This is a genomic window from Vibrio penaeicida (genome assembly GCF_002933855.1).
Taxonomy (GTDB): Bacteria; Pseudomonadota; Gammaproteobacteria; order Enterobacterales; family Vibrionaceae; genus Vibrio; species Vibrio penaeicida_A.
The window spans coordinates 137,130-156,775 of sequence record NZ_BFAQ01000044.1; the positions used below are offsets into that span (position 1 = coordinate 137,130).

At 45.5% G+C, this 19,646-nt stretch carries 18 protein-coding genes; 13 read left to right on the plus strand and 5 right to left on the minus strand.

The genetic code is table 11. The annotated features are described in order from the left end of the window. Positions 1-84 precede the first annotated feature (84 nt). Positions 85-867 carry a nucleotidyltransferase domain-containing protein gene (locus VPNCDNU1_RS23245; RefSeq protein ID WP_237324199.1) on the minus strand — a complete coding sequence of 261 codons (783 nt, stop codon included), beginning with the start codon at positions 865-867 and terminating at the stop codon, positions 85-87. 225 nt (positions 868-1,092) lie between these two features. Here VPNCDNU1_RS23245 and efpL point away from each other — a divergent pair, with 225 nt between their 5' ends. Both efpL and VPNCDNU1_RS23255 read left to right on the plus strand, forming a co-directional pair. Continuing rightward, positions 1,093-1,659, plus strand: coding sequence for an elongation factor P-like protein EfpL (gene efpL / locus VPNCDNU1_RS23250; protein ID WP_104402555.1), 567 nt, complete (start codon positions 1,093-1,095; stop codon positions 1,657-1,659). Between the two features lie 4 nt (positions 1,660-1,663). Then, positions 1,664-1,984 carry an HI1450 family dsDNA-mimic protein gene (locus tag VPNCDNU1_RS23255; protein WP_104402556.1) on the plus strand — a complete coding sequence of 107 codons (321 nt, stop codon included), beginning with the start codon at positions 1,664-1,666 and terminating at the stop codon, positions 1,982-1,984. A gap of 111 nt (positions 1,985-2,095) precedes the next feature. Here VPNCDNU1_RS23255 and VPNCDNU1_RS23260 read toward each other — a convergent pair whose 3' ends face one another. Further along, entirely contained in the window at positions 2,096-4,405 is a 2,310-nt protein-coding gene (locus VPNCDNU1_RS23260) for an immune inhibitor A domain-containing protein (RefSeq protein ID WP_104402557.1), read from the minus strand. A gap of 889 nt (positions 4,406-5,294) precedes the next feature. Here VPNCDNU1_RS23260 and VPNCDNU1_RS23265 point away from each other — a divergent pair. The 8 genes from VPNCDNU1_RS23265 to VPNCDNU1_RS23300 all read left to right on the plus strand — a co-directional run bounded on the left by VPNCDNU1_RS23265 (position 5,295) and on the right by VPNCDNU1_RS23300 (position 14,427). Continuing rightward, positions 5,295-6,674 (plus strand): ABC transporter substrate-binding protein, encoded by a 1,380-nt coding sequence (locus VPNCDNU1_RS23265; protein ID WP_104402558.1) that lies wholly within the window; start codon positions 5,295-5,297, stop codon positions 6,672-6,674. A gap of 62 nt (positions 6,675-6,736) precedes the next feature. Continuing rightward, the gene (locus VPNCDNU1_RS23270) at positions 6,737-7,684 is read left to right on the plus strand and encodes a carbohydrate ABC transporter permease (protein ID WP_104402559.1); all 948 of its coding nucleotides are present in this window, start codon (positions 6,737-6,739) and stop codon (positions 7,682-7,684) included. Then, on the plus strand, positions 7,681-8,535 hold the full coding sequence (locus tag VPNCDNU1_RS23275) for a carbohydrate ABC transporter permease (RefSeq protein WP_104402560.1): 855 nt from the start codon (positions 7,681-7,683) through the stop codon (positions 8,533-8,535). Before VPNCDNU1_RS23270 ends, VPNCDNU1_RS23275 begins: the two co-directional genes overlap by 4 nt. Positions 8,536-8,552: 17 nt before the next feature. After that, entirely contained in the window at positions 8,553-9,638 is a 1,086-nt protein-coding gene (locus VPNCDNU1_RS23280; protein ID WP_104402561.1) for an ABC transporter ATP-binding protein, read from the plus strand. Continuing rightward, positions 9,635-11,347, plus strand: coding sequence for an IlvD/Edd family dehydratase (locus tag VPNCDNU1_RS23285; protein ID WP_104402562.1), 1,713 nt, complete (start codon positions 9,635-9,637; stop codon positions 11,345-11,347). The genes VPNCDNU1_RS23280 and VPNCDNU1_RS23285 overlap by 4 nt, the downstream gene beginning before the upstream one ends. 9 nt (positions 11,348-11,356) lie before the next feature. After that, positions 11,357-12,967 (plus strand): GMC family oxidoreductase, encoded by a 1,611-nt coding sequence (locus VPNCDNU1_RS23290; RefSeq protein ID WP_104402563.1) that lies wholly within the window; start codon positions 11,357-11,359, stop codon positions 12,965-12,967. Continuing rightward, positions 12,964-13,707 (plus strand): SDR family NAD(P)-dependent oxidoreductase, encoded by a 744-nt coding sequence (locus tag VPNCDNU1_RS23295; RefSeq protein WP_104402564.1) that lies wholly within the window; start codon positions 12,964-12,966, stop codon positions 13,705-13,707. Before VPNCDNU1_RS23290 ends, VPNCDNU1_RS23295 begins: the two co-directional genes overlap by 4 nt. A gap of 12 nt (positions 13,708-13,719) precedes the next feature. Beyond that, complete coding sequence (locus VPNCDNU1_RS23300; RefSeq protein WP_104402565.1) at positions 13,720-14,427, plus strand: FadR/GntR family transcriptional regulator; 708 nt, start codon at positions 13,720-13,722, stop codon at positions 14,425-14,427. A gap of 59 nt (positions 14,428-14,486) precedes the next feature. On the opposite strand, the gene rluB is transcribed toward VPNCDNU1_RS23300, so the two are convergent. The 3 genes from rluB to rnm all read right to left on the minus strand — a co-directional run bounded on the left by rluB (position 14,487) and on the right by rnm (position 17,037). Further along, positions 14,487-15,413, minus strand: coding sequence for a 23S rRNA pseudouridine(2605) synthase RluB (rluB, locus tag VPNCDNU1_RS23305; protein ID WP_104402566.1), 927 nt, complete (start codon positions 15,411-15,413; stop codon positions 14,487-14,489). Positions 15,414-15,541: 128 nt separating this feature from the next. After that, positions 15,542-16,162 (minus strand): L-threonylcarbamoyladenylate synthase, encoded by a 621-nt coding sequence (locus tag VPNCDNU1_RS23310; RefSeq protein WP_104402567.1) that lies wholly within the window; start codon positions 16,160-16,162, stop codon positions 15,542-15,544. After that, positions 16,162-17,037, minus strand: coding sequence for an RNase RNM (rnm, locus tag VPNCDNU1_RS23315; RefSeq protein ID WP_104402568.1), 876 nt, complete (start codon positions 17,035-17,037; stop codon positions 16,162-16,164). The genes VPNCDNU1_RS23310 and rnm overlap by 1 nt, the downstream gene beginning before the upstream one ends. Positions 17,038-17,109: 72 nt before the next feature. On the opposite strand from rnm, the gene VPNCDNU1_RS28885 reads away from it, so the two are divergent. The 3 genes from VPNCDNU1_RS28885 (at position 17,110) to VPNCDNU1_RS23325 (ending at position 19,577) form a co-directional block, all read left to right on the plus strand. Continuing rightward, positions 17,110-17,253: a hypothetical protein gene (locus VPNCDNU1_RS28885; protein ID WP_167404870.1), complete on the plus strand. Its 144-nt coding sequence runs from the start codon at positions 17,110-17,112 to the stop codon at positions 17,251-17,253. A gap of 174 nt (positions 17,254-17,427) precedes the next feature. Then, positions 17,428-18,993: an anthranilate synthase component 1 gene (locus VPNCDNU1_RS23320; protein WP_104402569.1), complete on the plus strand. Its 1,566-nt coding sequence runs from the start codon at positions 17,428-17,430 to the stop codon at positions 18,991-18,993. Positions 18,994-18,998: 5 nt separating this feature from the next. Continuing rightward, complete coding sequence (locus VPNCDNU1_RS23325) at positions 18,999-19,577, plus strand: aminodeoxychorismate/anthranilate synthase component II (RefSeq protein WP_104402570.1); 579 nt, start codon at positions 18,999-19,001, stop codon at positions 19,575-19,577. The last annotated feature ends 69 nt before the right edge of the window (positions 19,578-19,646 follow it).

Below are 19,646 nucleotides of genomic sequence, written 5' to 3' on the forward strand. Positions count from 1 at the left end.
CTTTTGATTTCAAGGAGAAAAATTCAAACCAATCAAAAAAAACGCCACATCCAGTGGCGTTTTCTACTCAACTTTTCCGACGCTTTACCCAATTCGAAACTCGGTTTTTTCATACGCTTTCACTAGCCACTTTCCGTAGCCATCGAGTATCCCAACGATAGAACGCTTAGGTACTGGTTTACCTTGCAATAGAATAACAAGGCGTTGAATTTCAACTTTTTTCTTTGGGTAATAACGCAGAAATTGTTTCCCGCATTCTACTGGGTTCTCTATCCATTGTTTATCTTTGTACATAATCAACGAATAACTGGCTCTAAGCAGCTTCTTTGCAATCACTTTTTGAAGGTAACGCACTTCAATATCGGCATTCGCTTTTGCAATTTTTTCTCTGTAAAGCGTTACCCAGTCACCTACATCCATGTTCCAATGTTTAGCAATTTCCCAGCTAGGTTCAAAATCCCCAAAGCTTTGTGAAAGGTCTTCACCATGTACGCATACGCAGCAATGCCTAAGCATAAAGCCCCATGTAAAGATGCCATCTAAACTCAGAATTTCTGGCATCATGCCAAACTGGAATTGAATTCCGGTAATCAAATGGTTGTATTGCTTAGAGAATCGCCATTTAATGGTTTTTACTATGGTGTGTTCTTTATCGGAGAGTGGTCTTTGGGTCACGATAACAATATCGAGATTGGAATGCCCTACTTTTGCCGTCTTACGAGCAACACTGCCGAAAATATAAACACTGTGAAGGTTAGAGGTTAACCCTCTGGTTAGGAAAGCAAGGACTTCATTAATAACCGACTGAAAGTCGGGTTGGAAAGGCTGTTTAGGGTCGATAACCGGCAGTGAAGTGGCTGTGTTCAAAAGAGTATTCCGCATTTTTGACTGGAGTATGTAAACTCAATCATATTCGCCCAGCATTCGCATTCGATCAAGTCTACTCGTAGAAATAATACCAACTTATACCCCCATCCTCTTACACCGGGTAGCTTGAGTATGCTCCCACCCTCTTAAACTGGTGCGTTGAACCTAGCATATTGAAGTTACTTGAGTATAATTTCAGGTTGTAGAAATATTTAGGAATCTTATATGCCAAGGGCTAGCGAGTTAAAAAAAGGTTTTGCCATCATCTCAAATGGTAAAACATTGCTAATTAAAGACATTGAAGTGACAACACCAGGTGGACGTGGCGGCGCAAAAATCTACAAGCTACGTTGTACTGACCTATCAAATGGCTCACGTGTTGATGAGCGCTTTAAATCTGACGATGTTGTTGATACGACCGACATGGCAAAACGCAATGTTGTCTTCTCTTACATCGACGGCGATGAGTACATCTTCATGGACAACGAAGACTACACTCAGTTTAACTTCAAGCAAGACGAAATTGCCGACGAGCTATTGTTTATTAATGAAGAAACTCAAGGCTTACAAGTATTGGTTGTAAATGACCAACCCGTTGGTCTGGAGCTACCATCTACCGTTGAACTAGTGATTGAAGAAACCGATCCTTCAATTAAAGGCGCTTCAGCGTCTGCCCGTACCAAGCCTGCTCGTTTTGCTACAGGCTTGACGGTACAAGTCCCTGAATACATTTCCACAGGCGATCGCATCGTTGTGCATACAACCGAACGCAAATACATGAACCGAGCTTAATAATATGACCGATTTAATTTCTTTTGATGATGTCATCGATGCCGCATACGATATTTTCCTCGAAATGGCACCCGACAATTTAGAGCCAGCCGATGTCATCATCTTTACGGCTCAATTCGAAGATCGTGGCGCTGCAGAGTTAGTCGAAACAGGCGACGACTGGGTTGGTCATGTTGGATTCGATGTAGATAAAGAAGTTTACGCTGAAGTGAGAATTGGCTTGGTCAACGAAGAAAGCGACGAGCTCGACGATGTGTTTGCTCGCCTACTGGTTAGCCGAGACCCAGATAACAAATTCTGCCATATACTTTGGAAAAGAGACTGATTTTTTCCTTTAGCAACACGCTCTAACAAAAAAGCCCACCAACATTATGTCGGTGGGCTTTTTAATCGCTAATGAGCTTTTTAATTGCTACAGAGCCATTACATCGCTAAGTTACCAAAGCTTCATTAGATTAACCGTTGCCGTACTGCCATCTTCTGCTTGTTCCGCAACCTGAAGTACAATTCCATAGTGTGGGGTCAACCTACCCGTCGCTGGGCGAATTGGGTTCGAGTAATCTTCCCAGTCTGCAAACATTGGGTTTGCGACAATATATGGGTCGTCTAATGTTAGCCCCTTCTTATCCACAAGGTGAATTTGCTTACCCGTTTTGGTGTTAAACGCAGCATCACGTACTTGATAGCGAGAAGTCGCTGGCGTACCGTCACTCCAGAACTGCGGGTTGCGATCCGCATCTATCACTCCTAACCAACCTTCACCTGGGTGAGAAGCAACACCATTGTCTGTGTGAGAAGTGTCCACGTACCAAAGCACTAATCCCTCATCAAACGTCATAATGTGGTTATTGCGGTTGATGTGCGCAAGACCTTTATCGACACCTTTATGTTGACGCCACTCAGCAAGATAGTAGTGCTCGTGTTCAAAGCTACCGTCATTCAGTGCCATGCCGTCAAGGGTTAGTTCAGGTGCGTTAGACTCCGCGTTGAAGTAAGCCAAAGTTTGAGAATCCGCGCTAACGGTGACTTCATCAAACCAATACCCATTCTTCACGTATCCGCCATCAGTTAGATAGTTGAATGAAATGGTTACTGTCTGACCTGCGTATGCGGTTAAGTCAAACGTCGCATCTACCCAACCATTTGAAACACCTGTAAAGCCGATACCATAACCAATTTCGTGCGGATCGTAAGTGGTTGTAATGTTACCTGCAATTGGGGAGCCATTAACCAAAACCCGACCAAAATCGTATTCGTCTTCTATGTCGTAGTTCACCTTAAACGTCAACGCTGCCGATGCTGCGTTTGGAATAGCTACATCAAAGTGAACATTGGTGTTTAGGTTATCCCCTCGCTGAGAGTAAAACGATTGAGCCCCTACAACATCCATTAACTTCACGATTTTCGCTGGAAGATTAATCCGCAAATAGTCATGGTTTGCACCTTTCGAATTCGCCTGATCAAGCGTGATCAATTGAGGCACAGTATTCAGCTGGTTAAACTCGACTGTTTTACCATGTAGCCAATTTCCACCCAAAGAGTTTTGCAAGAACTGTCTAGCCCATGGGCTAAAGCCTGTTGGCTCAGTACCAGGGATCAGCCCAGCCCAAGAACCAGATGACATGATAGACCAGTAAGAAACAGGTTCCCCTGGTGTGCTTCCCCATTCATCCTGACCATAAACCGTGTCGTATTCGTCTGGTAGACCAAGATCGTGACCATACTCGTGCGCCGCAACACCTGCAGCCGCGTCAATTGGTTGAATAGTGTAATCGTATGCGGCCATCAAACCGCCCCAGTTAGGAATTGACGATGATGTGCCTTCAAGTTCAAAGACTTTACCCAAATTCCATCGATGCGACCATATCGCGTCGGAGCCCAAATTACCGCCCCCTGCTTCTTGCCCAACACCGGAATGGAAAATCATGATGTGATCGACCAAGCCATCGGGTTCGCGGTAGTTGCCATCACCATCAAGATCATAACGGTCTTCAAGATCATAATCGCTCAGGTTTACATTTGGATCTGCGGCAGCAGCCACTAATGCTTCCCTAACCAAATCACGAGCGTTTACATCATTCGTGCTTCCTTGTTGAGCACCGTAATATGCGGCGGGATGCTGTGCTTTGTACCATCCTGCGACCCCTCCGATTTGCGTATATGAACCACCAGATTGCTGTTCATAAAACTGCACCATAGAAATGAGGTTTTTGCCATTGCTTCCCACGTAACCACTTTGACCAAATAACATATCTTGGTAGTGTGAAGGTGTGTAATCGTCGTAGTAATTTGACGTTTCGTCTGGAGTAACCATATTGGCTGGATAGTCTGGGAACTCAATTAAAATAGCGAGAACTTTGTCTTGGGTAATAGGACCAGCCCATTCACTTTCAGGCATCGCTCTCGCAATTGATGCCGGTATATTGTCTGAAATATCAGAAGACATTAGCCCCAATAAGCGCTTATTTCTTTTTTCCTCGTAGGTGACTAACTCCCCTTCTTCAGGCTTTTGAACATGAATAGAAGAAAGGTATGCATAAAGCGCCCTTTCAGATTCAGTTTCATTTGCTTCTTTTGAAATAACACCGGTCTTTTTCAGCATTGTGATCAATCTATCCTGATTAACCACACCAAAATCTACGCCGTGAGACGAAGGCGCGCTATGCGCGATAGTAGAAAATCCAAGCAGTGAGCATAAAATGCCTACCGCTGCTTTACTTTTTATTGGTAATACATGTGAACTCATTACAAGCCTTTTTTCCCTGATTATTTAATACATATTTGCCAACTGAATTGGTCAAAATTCCATTTATTAAAAAAGGCGATATATAGCAAACAATTCCATATCGTTAATTTTATAGATTATCTCTAAACCTATATATCTAAATTCTAAAAGTTAAATGCATTAATATTCCCTTAGAATCTGACTCTATTAAGTAATACAAAGATAGAAATCTGTCCACTTTGAATAAAACAAAAGAAATTAAAATAAACCTGTTATTAATCTAAATGTAATTACTTAGTTCAGAGTTTATGATTGAAAAAACTCACATTTATAGACCAAAAGAATGCTCAACATAAAAGGTTAACAAGACTAAAATAAAACTAATATTCATTAAAATCATGGTATTGAGATGAATGGCTGCTTGTAATGATAAACTTAAATATAATAAAGAGAAAAACTTAACACTAGAGTGTTATTTTTTATTCACTTTTTATCAATAAAAATATAACAGAAGTACAATTATTAAATATTGAATAATGATCTCATTCAGTTGAAATTAATAAAGTAGTAATTCAAAATTATTAAGACTATAAACTTTATTCTTATTCAATTTAGAATAGCACAATATTGGTATGTTATTACATAACATTTAATGTAATGCTATTTTTGTAATCAGAGAAGAAAAGAATTTATTAGCACTCACTTCAACTCCTGTCTCATTTCTTAAAATCCTAGCTCTAATTCTGTTTTTTCAAAAACGCTTATTGATCATTTTTTGTACAAATGTTTAATATATTGTTAACAGTATTACTTAATCACCATTAAGTAATACTTATAGATATGAATCAGCCTGAATAGTATGGTGATTTGGCAGATGTAAGGAAAATGAGTTAACAAAAGGAAGATTGAAATGGACCGTTCAAACAGCAAACTGAACCCTTACCCTAAAGGTATGGACCGCAGAACTTTTTTAAAAACCTCTACAGCCGCCAGTGTTGCTTTGGCGTTTGGGTTGCCTGGAATGTCATGGGCAGATGCGCATGACCACATGCTGAGTACATTCCTTGCCGCAGATGTGGATTGGAAAGCTTATGCTGGTGAAACCATCGTTCTGGGCGCTATGGAGCACCCTTGGGCACAAGCCATTGCTCCAACCCTCCCTCTCTTCGAAAAACTAACAGGCATTAAAGTCAAACTTCAAAAGCAATCGGAAACAGAATACGTGGGTGAGATGCCCGTAAAACTCGGTGCAGGGTCGCCAGAGCCGGATGTCATGATGGTACACGCTCTGGGGCAATTCATCAGTTCTGGCTGGTTAGAGCCACTTGAAGATTACTACGCAAACACCGCGCTATTTGATGCAAATTGGTATGACGCCAGCGATATCTTTTCAATGGCAAATGAATTTCCAGTTTGGTCTGATAAAGTTCGCTACAGTATGGCCGTCACCGCAGAAGCACAGACATTATTCTGCAACACCAGCGCCTTTGCAAAAGCGGGAATAGACATCCCCAAAACATACGACCAATTGTACAACGCGGCCACCAAACTCAAATCCAACCAAATGGCGGGGATCGTCCTACGTTCAAAATCTGATGGCACAGCAGGAACTTGGCCTTGTGGAGGGTTCTTGTTCTCCTATGGCGGCGAAGTCATCAAAGACGGTCACTGTGTACTCGATAGCGACGAAGCCATTGCAGCAATTGATATGTATGGGCGATTGCTTAAAGATGCGGGACCATTAGGTGTGGGAAATTACCACTGGTACGAAGTGTTGAATGACTTCTCTGCGGGCGCTGCCGCCATTGCGATGGATTCTTCCAATTTTGCCACCGACTTCCAAAACCCAGAAAAGAGTCTGGTGCACGATTCTACCACCTATGCTGCCATGCCTACCCATCAAAACCATGCAGCGAAAGCCAACATATGGACGTGGCAAGCGGGCATCAATCGTCATTCTAAGAAGAAACAAGCGGCATTCTTACTCTTAACGTTCCTGAACTCTAAGCCAGGTTGCGCGCTGACCTCTGCCAATGGGTTGGCCACTATTCGTAATTCCGCTTGGGATTCTAAAGCGTTTAAAGATCGTTTTGGTGCCGATGCCGCAAAAGCCGCGCTGGCCAATCTTAATTCTGGTGATGCAGAAGTGTTCAAAGCGTGTTGGTTCCACCCAAAAGCCGCGCAGATTCTTGATGCGTGGGGTATCGCCATTAATGAAGTGTCAACTGGGGCGAAAACGTCGAAATCCGCTATGACTCTCGCGACCAACAAAATCAACGACATTTTGTAGTACGCACAAATCGCCTCAATTGGGTACGGAAACCCAAAATACAAATAAAGGAAGGAATGGAAATGAAGGCAATGTTGTCAAAGGATATGGCGGTTACCAAGCCCCCAGCACCGTTACGTTCAGCAAAAAAGCACCGTAGAAACTTCATTTTGGCGATGCTTTTGCCTGCTACTGCGGTTCTACTTTTAACAACATTGTTTCCTTTCTTACTCAGTTTGTACTTGTCTTTTACCGACTACTCGCTACTGAATGCCGGTGAAAAAAGCTTTATTGGCTTTGGAAACTACAGCAAATTGTTCCAATCCGATGAGTTCTGGTCTGCCACCAAAGTCACATTAGTTTTCACCATCGTGGCCGTTTCTTTGCAAACCGTTTTAGGTGTAGGCATGGCAGCCCTTCTACACCACGAATCCAAACAAGCACCTTGGCTTCGGTTATTGTTTTTGCTACCGATTGCCATTACTCCCGTAGCTGCTACGTTTACCTTTCGATTGATGTTCAACCCCTCCTTAGGCGTGTTTAATTACATGCTCACATCAATTGGGCTCGAACCCAGCGCTTGGACGGCAGCACCTGAGTCGGCGCTACTTTCTCTTATCTTGGTGGACACATGGCAATGGACTCCCTTCATCTTGCTGATCACCGCAGGAGGATTAGCCTCACTGCCCTCCGAACCCGAAGAAGCAAGCGAAGTCGATGGCGCAAATGGCTGGCAAACGTTCTTTTATGTCACGCTGCCGCAGTTAAAGCCATACATTGCGCTCGCTTTGCTATTTCGAGTGATCGACGCTTTCAAAACCTTCGACATCATCTTTGTTTTAACCGGAGGCGGACCCGGGATCACCACTCGTACGCTGAATATTTTGGCGTACAAGCAAGGCATCGAATTTCTTGAAATGGGTTACGCGTCTGCTATTGCCATTGTCATGCTGCTCTTCACCTTAATCGTCAGTCAGGTTTTTCTCCGAAAGCTTGGGCTATTCGACTTGAAAACGGGGAGCACATCATGAAAGGACACAAAATGACCCTCAGTTCCATCATAGTTCGCCTTTTCGGCTCCATATGGGCTCGCCGCGTTTTACTGTATTTATTTGCCATTTGGTGCCTATTTCCGCTCTATTGGATTTTTTTAACGTCGTTGAAAACCCCAATCCAAGCCATGTCTCGCCCACCGAGTTTTTGGTTTGACGCCACCCTGCAAAATTTTGAAAAAGTATTGAGCAATCCAGCCATATTGGATTTCTTCATCGACAGCGCCATCGTCGCCGCAGGCTCAACCATGCTGAGCTTACTTATTGGTGCACCAACGGCTTACATCCTTGCTCGTTTCCATTTCAAAGGGCGTGGGGATTTTGGTTTTTGGATTCTGAGCACTCGGATGACGCCTCCCGTCGCCATGCTGATCCCTTTCTTCGTATTATTTTTTCAGCTCGGGCTTTTGGATACTCATTTTGGATTGATCATTGCCCATGTCGTGCTCAATTTGGCAATTGTCGTATGGTTGCTTCGAGGTTTTTTCTCTGAATTGCCAGTGGAACTTGAAGAAGCCGCCTACCTAGACGGCGACACCTATTTCAGTGCATTTTTCCGTATCACCTTACCCCTTGCCTTGCCGGGGCTCGCTTCAGTCGGCATCTTAATTTTCTTGCTGTCGTGGAATGAATTTCTGTTTGCTCTTGTGCTCGGCGACAGCGAAGTAAGAACCGTGCCGATTGGTTTATACGGGTTCATTGGGTATCAAACCATTCGCTGGGCTGAATTGTCGGCGTCTGCGGCACTGATGATTGTTCCAATTATTGTTTTCATTGTTATTTTCCAACGTCACCTTCTAAGAGGCTTGACGATGGGCTCATATCGTTAGTGTTTTAGGAGTAACCGATGACACAAGTTTCATTAAATGCCGTCAAAAAAGAGTGGTCTGGGGTCAAAGCCGTCAATCAGTTTGACTTAGATATTGAGGACGGTGAGTTCATTGTTCTGCTTGGTCCTTCTGGGTGCGGAAAAACCACGACCATGCGGATGATCGCTGGGCTGGAAACACCAACATCAGGTGAAATCCGCTTTGACGATACCGATATGACTGATCGCCTCCCACGAGACAGAAACATCGCGATGGTGTTTCAGAATTACGCACTTTACCCTCACATGACGGTAAGAGATAACATCGCCTACCCACATAAAATTGCGGGTGTAGATAAATCGACTCGTTATCAAAAGTCTCTCTACGCCGCTGAAAAAGTGGGGTTGCTGGATTTCCTAGACCGCAAGCCTAAAGCCTTATCAGGAGGTCAGCGCCAGCGAGTTGCGCTTGCCCGAGCCATTGTTCGCAACCCGTCGGTATTTTTGATGGACGAGCCTTTGTCTAACTTAGATGCAAGACTAAGAGTCGATATGCGAGCCGAAATCAAGCGGTTGCAACGTGAAATGGCAGTAACCATGATTTATGTAACCCATGACCAAATCGAAGCCATGACCTTGGCGGATAGAGTGGTCATTATGTCTTCTGGCGAAATTCAACAAATCGGCACACCAGACGAGGTCTATGACAACCCTGCCAACCTATTTGTAGCTGGTTTTTTAGGCTCCCCTTCGATGAACAAAGTCCAAGGTCAGATTCAAAACCAATCTTTCCAAACAAATGCAGGAAACCTGCCGGCACAAGGCATCGAAGATAACAACGCAGTCGTGCTAGGTATAAGGCCAGAAGATTGCTCCTTATCTGTCGAACCCGCTCACCTCACAGGAAAAGTGTACGCAGTCGAGCCCACCGGAGATTCCACGCTAGTGGTGTGTAAAGTCGACGGGCAATCCATCACCTTAAAAGCCGACAAGCATTTCCGACCAGAGTTGGATTCAGACATTCATATTCAATTAAATCCTGAACGCATTCTCTACTTCGACAACCAAACAGGATTGCGGCTGCGTGGTACTTGTAACGCCAGTAATGTGGGAGCCAAAACATGAAGAAAAGACGATCCCAAGCTTGGTTTGGACCAATGGACAAAGACGGATTCATTCATCGCAGTTGGATGAAGAATCGCGGTGCACCAGATGACATGTTTGATGGGCGACCTGTCATCGGTATCTGCAATACTTTTTCTGAACTCACTCCATGCAACGCGCATTTTCGAGAGCTGGTTCAGGAAGTGAAAAATGGCGTGCTCGAAGCCGGCGGTTATCCGCTGGAATTCCCCGTATTTTCATGTGGGGAGTCGAATCTTCGGCCGACCGCAATGCTGTTTCGCAATCTTGCTTCTATGGATGTTGAAGAATCCATCCGTGGTAACCCAATAGACGGTGTGGTGCTCATGGCGGGCTGCGACAAAACCACTCCGGCGTTACTAATGGGGGCAGCCAGTGCCAATTTGCCTACAATTCTTGTCTCTGGCGGCCCTATGCTAAATGGGCGATTTCGAGGAGAAACGCTTGGTTCAGGCACCGATGTATGGCGATTCTCAGAAGAGGTTAGAGCAGGAAAAATAGACGTTAAAACCTTTATGGACGCCGAGTCTGCCATGTCTCGATCCGCTGGGCATTGCAATACGGTTGGCACCGCATCAACTATGGCCGTTATGTCTGAATCCCTTGGCGTCACCTTGCCCTACAATGCTACTTATCCTGCTGTTGATGCGAACCGAGCCCGGATTGCGAGGTTATCAGGCAGGCGCATTGTCGACATGGTCGAAGAAAACTTATGCCTAAATCAGGTGTTAGTCCGAGACGCTTTCTTAAACGCCATTCGAGTCAATGGAGCCATTGGCGGTTCCACCAATGCCGTTGTGCATCTCCTCGCAATTGCTGGGCGTGCAGAAGTTTCGCTAACTTTGCAAGATTGGGACGAATATGGACGTGAGATCCCTACCCTTGTTGACTGCTTGCCCAGTGGCCGTTTTCTGATGGAAGAATTTTGTTACGCCGGTGGTGTCCCAGCGGTAATGAAACGTATAGAAGAGTCATTAAATTTAGATGTTACGACCGTAACGGGCGACTCATTGAAACACAATATTAAATCGGCGCAATGCTACAACGATGAAGTCATTCGCCCATTACATAATCCTCTTGTTGAGCAAGGGGGCATTGCCATTTTAGAAGGCAACCTCGCTCCTCGAGGTGCTGTGCTAAAACCGTCTGCCGCCACACCAGAATTAATGAATCATCGCGGTAAAGCCGTCACTTTTTCTAGTATTGAAGATTTCAAAGCTCGAATTGACTCACCTGAGCTCGATATCGATAAAGACTCCGTTCTGGTACTAAAAGGCGCAGGGCCAAAAGGCTACCCCGGAATGGCAGAAGTGGGCAATTTGCCTCTACCTAAGAAACTTCTGGAGCAAGGAGTGCGAGACATGGTTCGGATTTCGGATGCCAGAATGAGCGGCACGGCGTTTGGCACCGTGGTGCTGCATGTTGCCCCAGAATCCGCGGCAGGTGGCGCTATCGGGTTAGTGGAAGATGGAGATGTCATCGAACTGAACGTAGAGCAACGAAAACTGCACCTTGAGGTATCGAGCGAAGAGCTACAAAAACGTCGAGAACGTCAGGTTATCACGCATAGCCCAATCACCAGCGGCTATCAAAAATTGTATATCGACCATGTTTTGCAAGCGAATCAGGGGGCGGATTTGGATTTTTTATTGGGATGTCGCGGCGCGGATGTGCCACGAGAAAGCCATTAGGAGGAAAACGTGACGGATTACATTATTGTGGGCGGTGGCAGCTCGGCTTGCGTGGCGGCAAATCGTCTAGTGAAAAAGTACGGTGCAAGTGTATTGATGCTTGAAGCAGGCTATCCGGATCATCACCCGCTCTTTAGCATGCCCGCCGGATTTATAAAAATGTTAGCAGGATCTAAATATCTTACTTTTCACCATACCAAGCCCCAATCTCAACTCGACCAACGCGTACATGACATTCCACAAGGCAATGTACTTGGTGGGGGGAGCACAGTAAATGCCATGGTCTACATGCGTGGGTGTGAAGAGGACTACCAAAACTGGCATCAGGCTGTTGAAGGCGATGGCTGGGGCTACCAAGATGTTTTACCCTTTTACATGCAACAAGAGGGAAACCAAAGCCTAAATAACGACGTACATGGTATTGATGGTCCACTAAAAGTGTCGGATCCCGTTCAAGTATGTGACATGAGTTACTTATACCTACAAACCATGCAAGCCATGGATGTTCCCCTTACACTCGATTTCAATAGAGGTGAGCAGTTTGGTACTGGTCTTATGCAGACCACAACTTACAAAGGTCGCCGTTGCTCTGCTTCAAAAGCGTTTCTTTCTGAAATTAAACATGAGGAAAAATTTGAATTACGCCTTGGTGCTAAGGTGACGCGGGTTCTCTTCTTAAACAAGACCGCCATCGGTGTGGAATATCAATATAAGGGACACAACTATACGGTAAAAGCCAACAAAGAGGTGTTATTGGCTGCTGGGGCAATAGTGACGCCACAACTGTTAATGCTATCTGGTGTAGGAGACGAGAAACATCTAGCCGAGCACGACATTGACGTTGTCCACCATCTTCCAGGGGTTGGGCAAAACCTTCAAGATCACCATGAAGTTCCGGTTGTCGTTTCGACCAAAGAAAAACTGGGTTATTTCGGTGAAGACAAAGGGTTAAGAATGCTCAAAAATGGTCTTCAGTTTTTCCTGCTGGGAAATGGCCCTGTCGCCAGCAACGGATGCGAAACGTGTTCGTTCATCAACCCTATCGATCCAAAAGCGAGACCGACCATTCAACATTACTGTGTACCAACCGTGTACTTAGACAGAGACGTTATGGATGTAGAACCCACCCACGGTGCCACTTTCAATGCCTGTGTTATTCAGCCCAAATCCCGCGGTAGCGTACACCTCGCTTCCAAACACCCTGAAGACAAACCCATCGTAAATTCCAATTATTTAAAGCACCCTGATGATATGGCGGTGCAAGTTGCTGGCTTTAAATATTCACGGGAGCTACTAAAAATACCGCCTCTTTGTGACGTAGTGAAAGAGGAAATTTTTCCCGGTCCAAAGTGCGTATCGGATGAGGACATCATCGCACATTGCAAACGAACCGTGAAAACTAACTACCACCCAGTGGGCACGTGCAAAATGGGAGTAGAAGCGGACGACATGGCTGTGGTAGACAGCCATCTTCGCGTTTTCGGTATAAAAAACTTACGAGTGATCGACGCATCAATTATGCCAATAATCATTAGCGCTAATACCAATGCGCCTGCCATGATGATAGCGGATTATGCGATAGACAGAATGATGAGCGAGCCTGAAAGGAGTTCACCATGACCGTCGAATACCCTGATCTAAAAGGCAAGCACGTTTTGATCACCGGAGGAGCAACAGGGATCGGACGCGCATTGTCATTAGCTTTTGATCAGCAAGGCTGCAATGTCAGCTATTTGGACATCAATGTCGAAGCAGGTAAAGCGCTACAGCACGAACTCAAAAATGGTCGGTTTGTTTCAGTCGATATTTGCGATGTGTACGCGTTGCAGCAAGCGATGTCCAAACTGGAAACCACGTTTGGTCCTGTCGATGTGCTCATCAACAATGCGGCCAATGATCAACGACATTCTTTAGCTGATTTGACCGTCTCTGATTGGGACAACCTAATGAATGTTAACCTTCGTTCCTACTTCTACAGTGCACAGCACGTACAAAAAGGAATGGAAATAGCCGGAGGCAGCATTATTAACCTGTCATCAGTCAGCCACTTACTTGGGATTTCCGGTTATCCTGCCTATTCAACTGCCAAGGCGGCGATCCACGGACTAACAAAATCCCTTGCGCGTGAGCTTGGAGAATGGAATATCCGAGTCAATACCCTTACCCTAGGCTGGGTGGCGACGGAAAAGCAAAAGCAACTCTGGCTAACCGAAGAGTTGGAAACCGAGTGGTTGAAAAATCAGTGCATAAAACAAATGGTGGAACCGCAAGACATTGCCAATGCGGCTTTGTTCTTGGCATCAACCACTTCTTCAATGGTCACTGGGCAGTCTCTGGTGATAGATGGTGGGAGAACTTAGGATGAAAAGAATTTGACCAAGAAGCAGTTTTTACATGAACACGTCGCCACAGAAATTGGTCAGCGTGTTGTAAGTGGTCGTTACCCTCCGGGTGTAATGTTTGGAAATGAGCAAGACCTTATTGAAGAATTCAATGTATCGCGCACAGCCGTCCGAGAAGCTATTAAGGTATTGAATGGCAAAGGGATGGTGGAATCGGTGCCGCGCCTAGGTTTAAGAGTTCGCCCCACCTCGGAATGGCACATGCTCGACAGTGAAGTACTCTCTTGGGTGGTAAAAAGCTCTCTGAATAGTGATTTGATTGTTGAACTTTACGATTTGAGGTTGGCATTTGAACCTAGAGCCGCTTATTTAGCTGCAAGCCGATTTTCAAAAGACGACGACATTGCGATGCGTCGTACATTACAGGGCATGACTTTGTACTTGGACGAAGAAGACAGAGTTCGACATGACTTAGCCTTTCATTGCGCCATTCTCGATGCGACGGGAAATCGGTTTTATCGCTCTCTTGGTGACATGATATCTGTGGTTTTGCAGCATACGTTTCGACTTGCTCAAAAAGATCTGGATGACGAGTCATGGGTAGAGGAACATAAAAAAGTCTACGACGCGATTGTGGCCGGTAATGGTCAACTTGCAAGTGACTTGATGTCGTCTCTGCTGGAAAATGCCTTAAGTGATCTCAAGCAAGCAACGGCTAATCAGGTAGAACAAAGCTAGAAAAACAAAAAGCCTCACACATTGGCGAGGCTCTGAATAGATAACTGTGAGGTTTGGACTTAACCTTGTCGACGAGTCGATTTGGTTGGTTTCGCAGGCTTTCCGGGCTTACGTCGCTGGTTGCTTCGTCCTGCTGGCTTGCTCACACGCTCTTCGTGGCGCTTAACTGCGCGTCGGATTTTCTGGCTACGTGAACGATCACGGTTGCGAGACGAGTTGTGTGGGTCAATCATTGAAGTCTTTTCTGGTTGAAGCTCTACCATCTCTCTCAAGTAGTTCACTTCTTTTAGCTCAAGCTCCATCCAACCACCGCGAGGCAACTTCTTGTCTAAGAAGATATCACCGTAACGAACACGCTTAAGTCGGCTTACAGTCGGCCCTTGAGATTCCCACAAACGGCGAACTTCACGATTACGACCTTCATTGATTACGACGTAGAAAGTATGGTTCATACCTTCACCGCCAGCGTAAACAACGTCTTCAAAGCGAGCCATGCCATCTTCAAGCTTAACGCCACGAACCAAGTTCTGGATCATTTTTTCGGTTACTTCACCGAACACTCGAACAAGGTACTCACGATCAACCTGACGAGATGGGTGCATCAATCTATTTGCCAGCTCACCATCTGTGGTAAATAGCAATAAGCCAGAGGTATTCGCATCAAGACGACCAACTGATACCCAGCGAGCACCTTGAATTTTAGGCAAACGGTCAAATACCGTGCGGCGACCTTCAGGGTCGTGGCGAGTACAAAGCTCACCTTCCGGTTTGTAGTAGGCTAGTACACGACAAACCACTTCTTCCGATGCTTTTACGGATACGTTATGTCCGTCAATACGAACAACTGCATTCTCATCTTCCAAGCGTTCGCCAAGCTTAGCAACGATACCGTTCACGCTAACACGCCCAGCTTTGATTAACGCCTCAATCTCACGGCGTGAACCGTGACCAGCACGCGCTAAAATTTTCTGTAACTTTTCGCTCATTTATTTACCTATGTGTCGCCTTCACAGACGTCGAGTGCAAAATTTGATGCCACCAGTTTGATGGGCGCGTATTATCGCAGATATCTACCATAAAAATCTAGGGTCTGTTTCTCTTTCGAGATGATTTCTTACTCAAATGCAGCCGGATCGCCAGCACCAAGACGAGCAATAACAGGGTCGCCTTCGCTAAAGTCAACCACCGTCGTTGGTTGCTCGCCTAGATAACCACCATTTAGAATCACATCAACCGCGTGTTCTAGCTTATCGCGGATGTCTTCAGGATCCGATTCCGCTACGTCACTGCCCGGTAAAATTAATGTCGTAGACATCAAAGGTTCACCTAGCGCTTCTAACAGCTCTAATGCAATCACATTATCAGGAACACGAATACCGATGGTTTTTTTCTTTGAGTTCATCAAACGACGAGGTACTTCTTTGGTGCCCTTGAAGATAAATGTGAAAGGCCCGGGAGTATTGCTCTTCAAAAGCCGGAATGCTGTATTGTCGACTCTGGCGTAAAGCGAAAGCTCCGATAAATCACGGCACAGCAACGTAAAATTATGTTTATCGTCCAGTTTTCGAATTCGACAGATGCGATCTAGCGCTTGTTTGTTTTCAAGCTGACAGCCGAGGGCATAACCAGAATCGGTTGGGTACACGACGACGCCACCATTGCGAATAATCGCAACAGATTGGGTAATTAAACGTGCTTGCGGGTTTTCAGGATGAATGTAAAAAAACTGGCTCATTAATCTTCCTCGCTTACGAGCTCTTCGTCTCTTGAGTGTGGGGTGAGGCCCCAATCTTTCCATACTGGCTCAACGCCAGAGGGCAGCCATAGATTTCTTCCCAGCTCCATCCACGGTGAAGGATAATGGAAGTCAGAACCTTGGGAAGCTAATAGTTTGTATTGTATAGCATAATCGGCAAGAGTGCGTCGTTCTTGTTGCGCTTGTTGTGGCTGAGCCACTTCCATAGCATCTCCACCCGCTTCACAAAACGCAGTAATAAGGCGCTTTATCCATTTCGCCGTTAACTGATATCGACCCGGATGTGCCAGTACCGCCTGCCCTCCTGCCTGATGAATTGCATCTACAGCTTCAGGAATAGAACACCATGCAGGTGGGACATAGCCAGGGTTGTTGCGTGTAAGGTATTTCTTAAATACTTGTTGCATGGTTTTCGCGTAGCCATTATCCACTAACCATTTGGCAAAATGCGCTCGGGTAAGCGAAGCTTCTCCAGCTATGGCTCTTACACCTTCTAGCACGCCTTCTTGTGTGACCTTTTCCAGCCTCTGCGCCATAAGTTCTGAGCGCTCAGTCCTTCTTTGTTTTTGTTCTTTGATCAACGTTTGGAGTGCTGGATGATCCGTATCCACACCGAGTCCAACAATATGAATGTCTTTGTTTTGCCAAACCGTTGATATCTCAATCCCATCAATCAACGTGAGTGGCAGATCATTTTCTCGAATGTACTCATGCGCAATAGGTAAGCCGTCAACTGTATCGTGATCGGTAATCGCAAGGGTATGCAACCCAAATTCGAGGGCTCTGTCTATTAATTGTGATGGTGTCAGCCGTCCATCCGATGCGGTGGTATGGCTGTGAAGATCTATTTTCATATTTATGCTTGACTTTTTTTCCTTGCACTAGTTAACTAGTACACAGTTTCAGATTACGCACTAAGGTTGCTCATGTTACAGGAATTTAACTCACAACATAACGACAAAGTAACAGCAGACAATGTTGTAGCAAGCTTAGTGGCTGTAGCAAACATAGTTGTTGCTTCGTGGTGGCGTGTTTGGTTAAAACCTACGCGGGCTATTGCGTTAACCTGATTTATAGAATCTTGAAGAAATAGCCCGCTCACTGAGCGGGCTTTTTCGTTTTGTCGACTTACTCACATTCAACCGAACAACAATGCAGCAAAACAACGCTTTCCGAGATTGGGGCGAAGAGTTGAATATGCGAGTATGTATTTTGAGAAACGTGTTTAATCAAAAGGAGGTCTTGTGAATAAGGCCATAATGATAAAAGAGAAAGGGCAAGTAACACTTCACCCAATGTCCGTGCCTTACAGCGAAGATCCTACACGCCTTTTTCAGGTGCTTTGCTCAGAAAAAACCAACAGCCTCTTACTTGAGTCTGCTGAGATCGATTCCAAAGAAAACCTAAGCAGTTGGTTGCTCGTTGATGCGGCTGTTCGAATTGTCTGTCGCGGTCACCAAGTGGTGTACGAAGCCCTAACAGAAAACGGTCGTCACCTGATTAAACGCCTTTCGACCAATTTACATCACGATGTTGAATATTCCCTAAGTGGCGATAGCTTAGTTTTGGATTTCGAAGAACCTGATGCCAATTTAGATGAAGACAGCCGCCTACGTGAAGCCTCAAGCTTTGACGCGCTTCGTCTTGTGCAACACAGCTACGACCTTAAAAATAAGGATAAGCACACTATATTTATGGGCGGGTTGTTTGCGTATGATCACGTGGCCAACTTCGAACCACTCGGTGATGCAGAAGCCACGAACGCATGTCCTGACTACGTATTCTACGTTGCGGAAACCCTTATGGTGGTGGATCACCAGACTCGCCAGTGCACGGTTCAAGCGACGCAATTTGATGGTGACAGCTCGACTGAACAAACGTTAAAAGCACGTTTAGCGGATATAGCCGAAAAAAGTCATGAGCCAGCACCGCTAAAAGATGCCCAAAAGCTGGGTGACGTAAAAGCCGTTCCAAGTATCTCTGATGAGGTATTCTGCCAAACCGTTACCGACTTGAAAGAATACGTGGTAAGAGGTGACGTTTTCCAAGTTGTTCCATCACGACGCTTTACGCTACCTTGCCCTTCGCCATTAGCAGCATACAAAGAACTAAAGCGCAGCAATCCAAGCCCATACATGTTCTACATGCACGATGAGCTTTTCACTTTATTTGGCGCCTCTCCAGAAAGTGCTCTGAAATACGAGACCACCACCAACCAAGTCGAGATTTACCCTATTGCAGGAACACGCCCTCGTGGAAAACGAGCTGATGGTGGCATCGACTTCGACCTAGATAGCCGCATTGAATTAGAACTGCGTGCAGACATGAAAGAAAACGCAGAACACATGATGCTTGTTGATTTAGCACGTAATGACGTCGCCCGTATCTCCGAAGCTGGCACCAGACATGTTGCCGATTTACTAAAAGTCGACCGTTATAGCCATGTTATGCATTTGGTGTCTCGCGTGGTGGGCCAACTGCGTGAAGATTTAGACGCACTGCATGCTTATCAAGCGTGCATGAATATGGGCACATTAACTGGTGCTCCAAAAATCCGCGCAATGCAACTGATACGTGATGTAGAGAAAGCGCGTCGGGGCAGTTATGGCGGTGCTGTTGGATACCTGACTGGTGAAGGGGATTTAGATACCTGTATCGTTATTCGTTCCGCTTACATCGAAGATGGTATTGCACAAGTACAAGCAGGTGCAGGTGTGGTTTACGATTCTAACCCTCAAGCAGAAGCCGACGAAACTCGCGGTAAAGCGCAGGCGGTTATTTCAGCAATCCAAACAGCGCATAAGGAGTAAAGAAGATGGCGAACTTAGTATTTGTAGATAACTTTGACTCCTTCACCTACAACTTGGTGGATCAATTTCGATCGCTTGGTCATCACGTCATTATTTATCGTAACCATATTGCCGCTGCTGTCATTGAAGAAGCCATTAGCAAATTAGAAAGCCCTGTTGTTGTGTTATCACCGGGCCCGGGCGCACCTTCTGAAGCGGGATGCATGCCGGAATTGATCCAACGCCTGAAAGGTAAAGTACCAATGATAGGTATTTGCCTTGGTCATCAAGCCATCGTTGAGGCATATGGCGGTACGGTCGCTGGCGCGGGTGACATCGTTCATGGAAAGGTGTCCATGATGGCGCATCAAAATCATGCGGCTTACCAAGGATTACCCTCTCCTATTGCGATTGCGAGATACCATTCTTTAGTCGCGACATCGGTACCAGAATCACTGGAAATCACCGCGGAAGTCGACGGGATTGTCATGTCCGTGGTAAATGAAGAAAATAAAGTCATTGGTTTTCAGTTCCACCCAGAATCGATCATGACCACGCAAGGCGCAAACTTGTTAGCAAACACCATTCACTGGGCACTGGCGTAGTAAGAACAAAAACAAATTACGGATACTCAGCCTTGCCATCAAAGTCAGGGCAAAATGAAGGAAGAATTT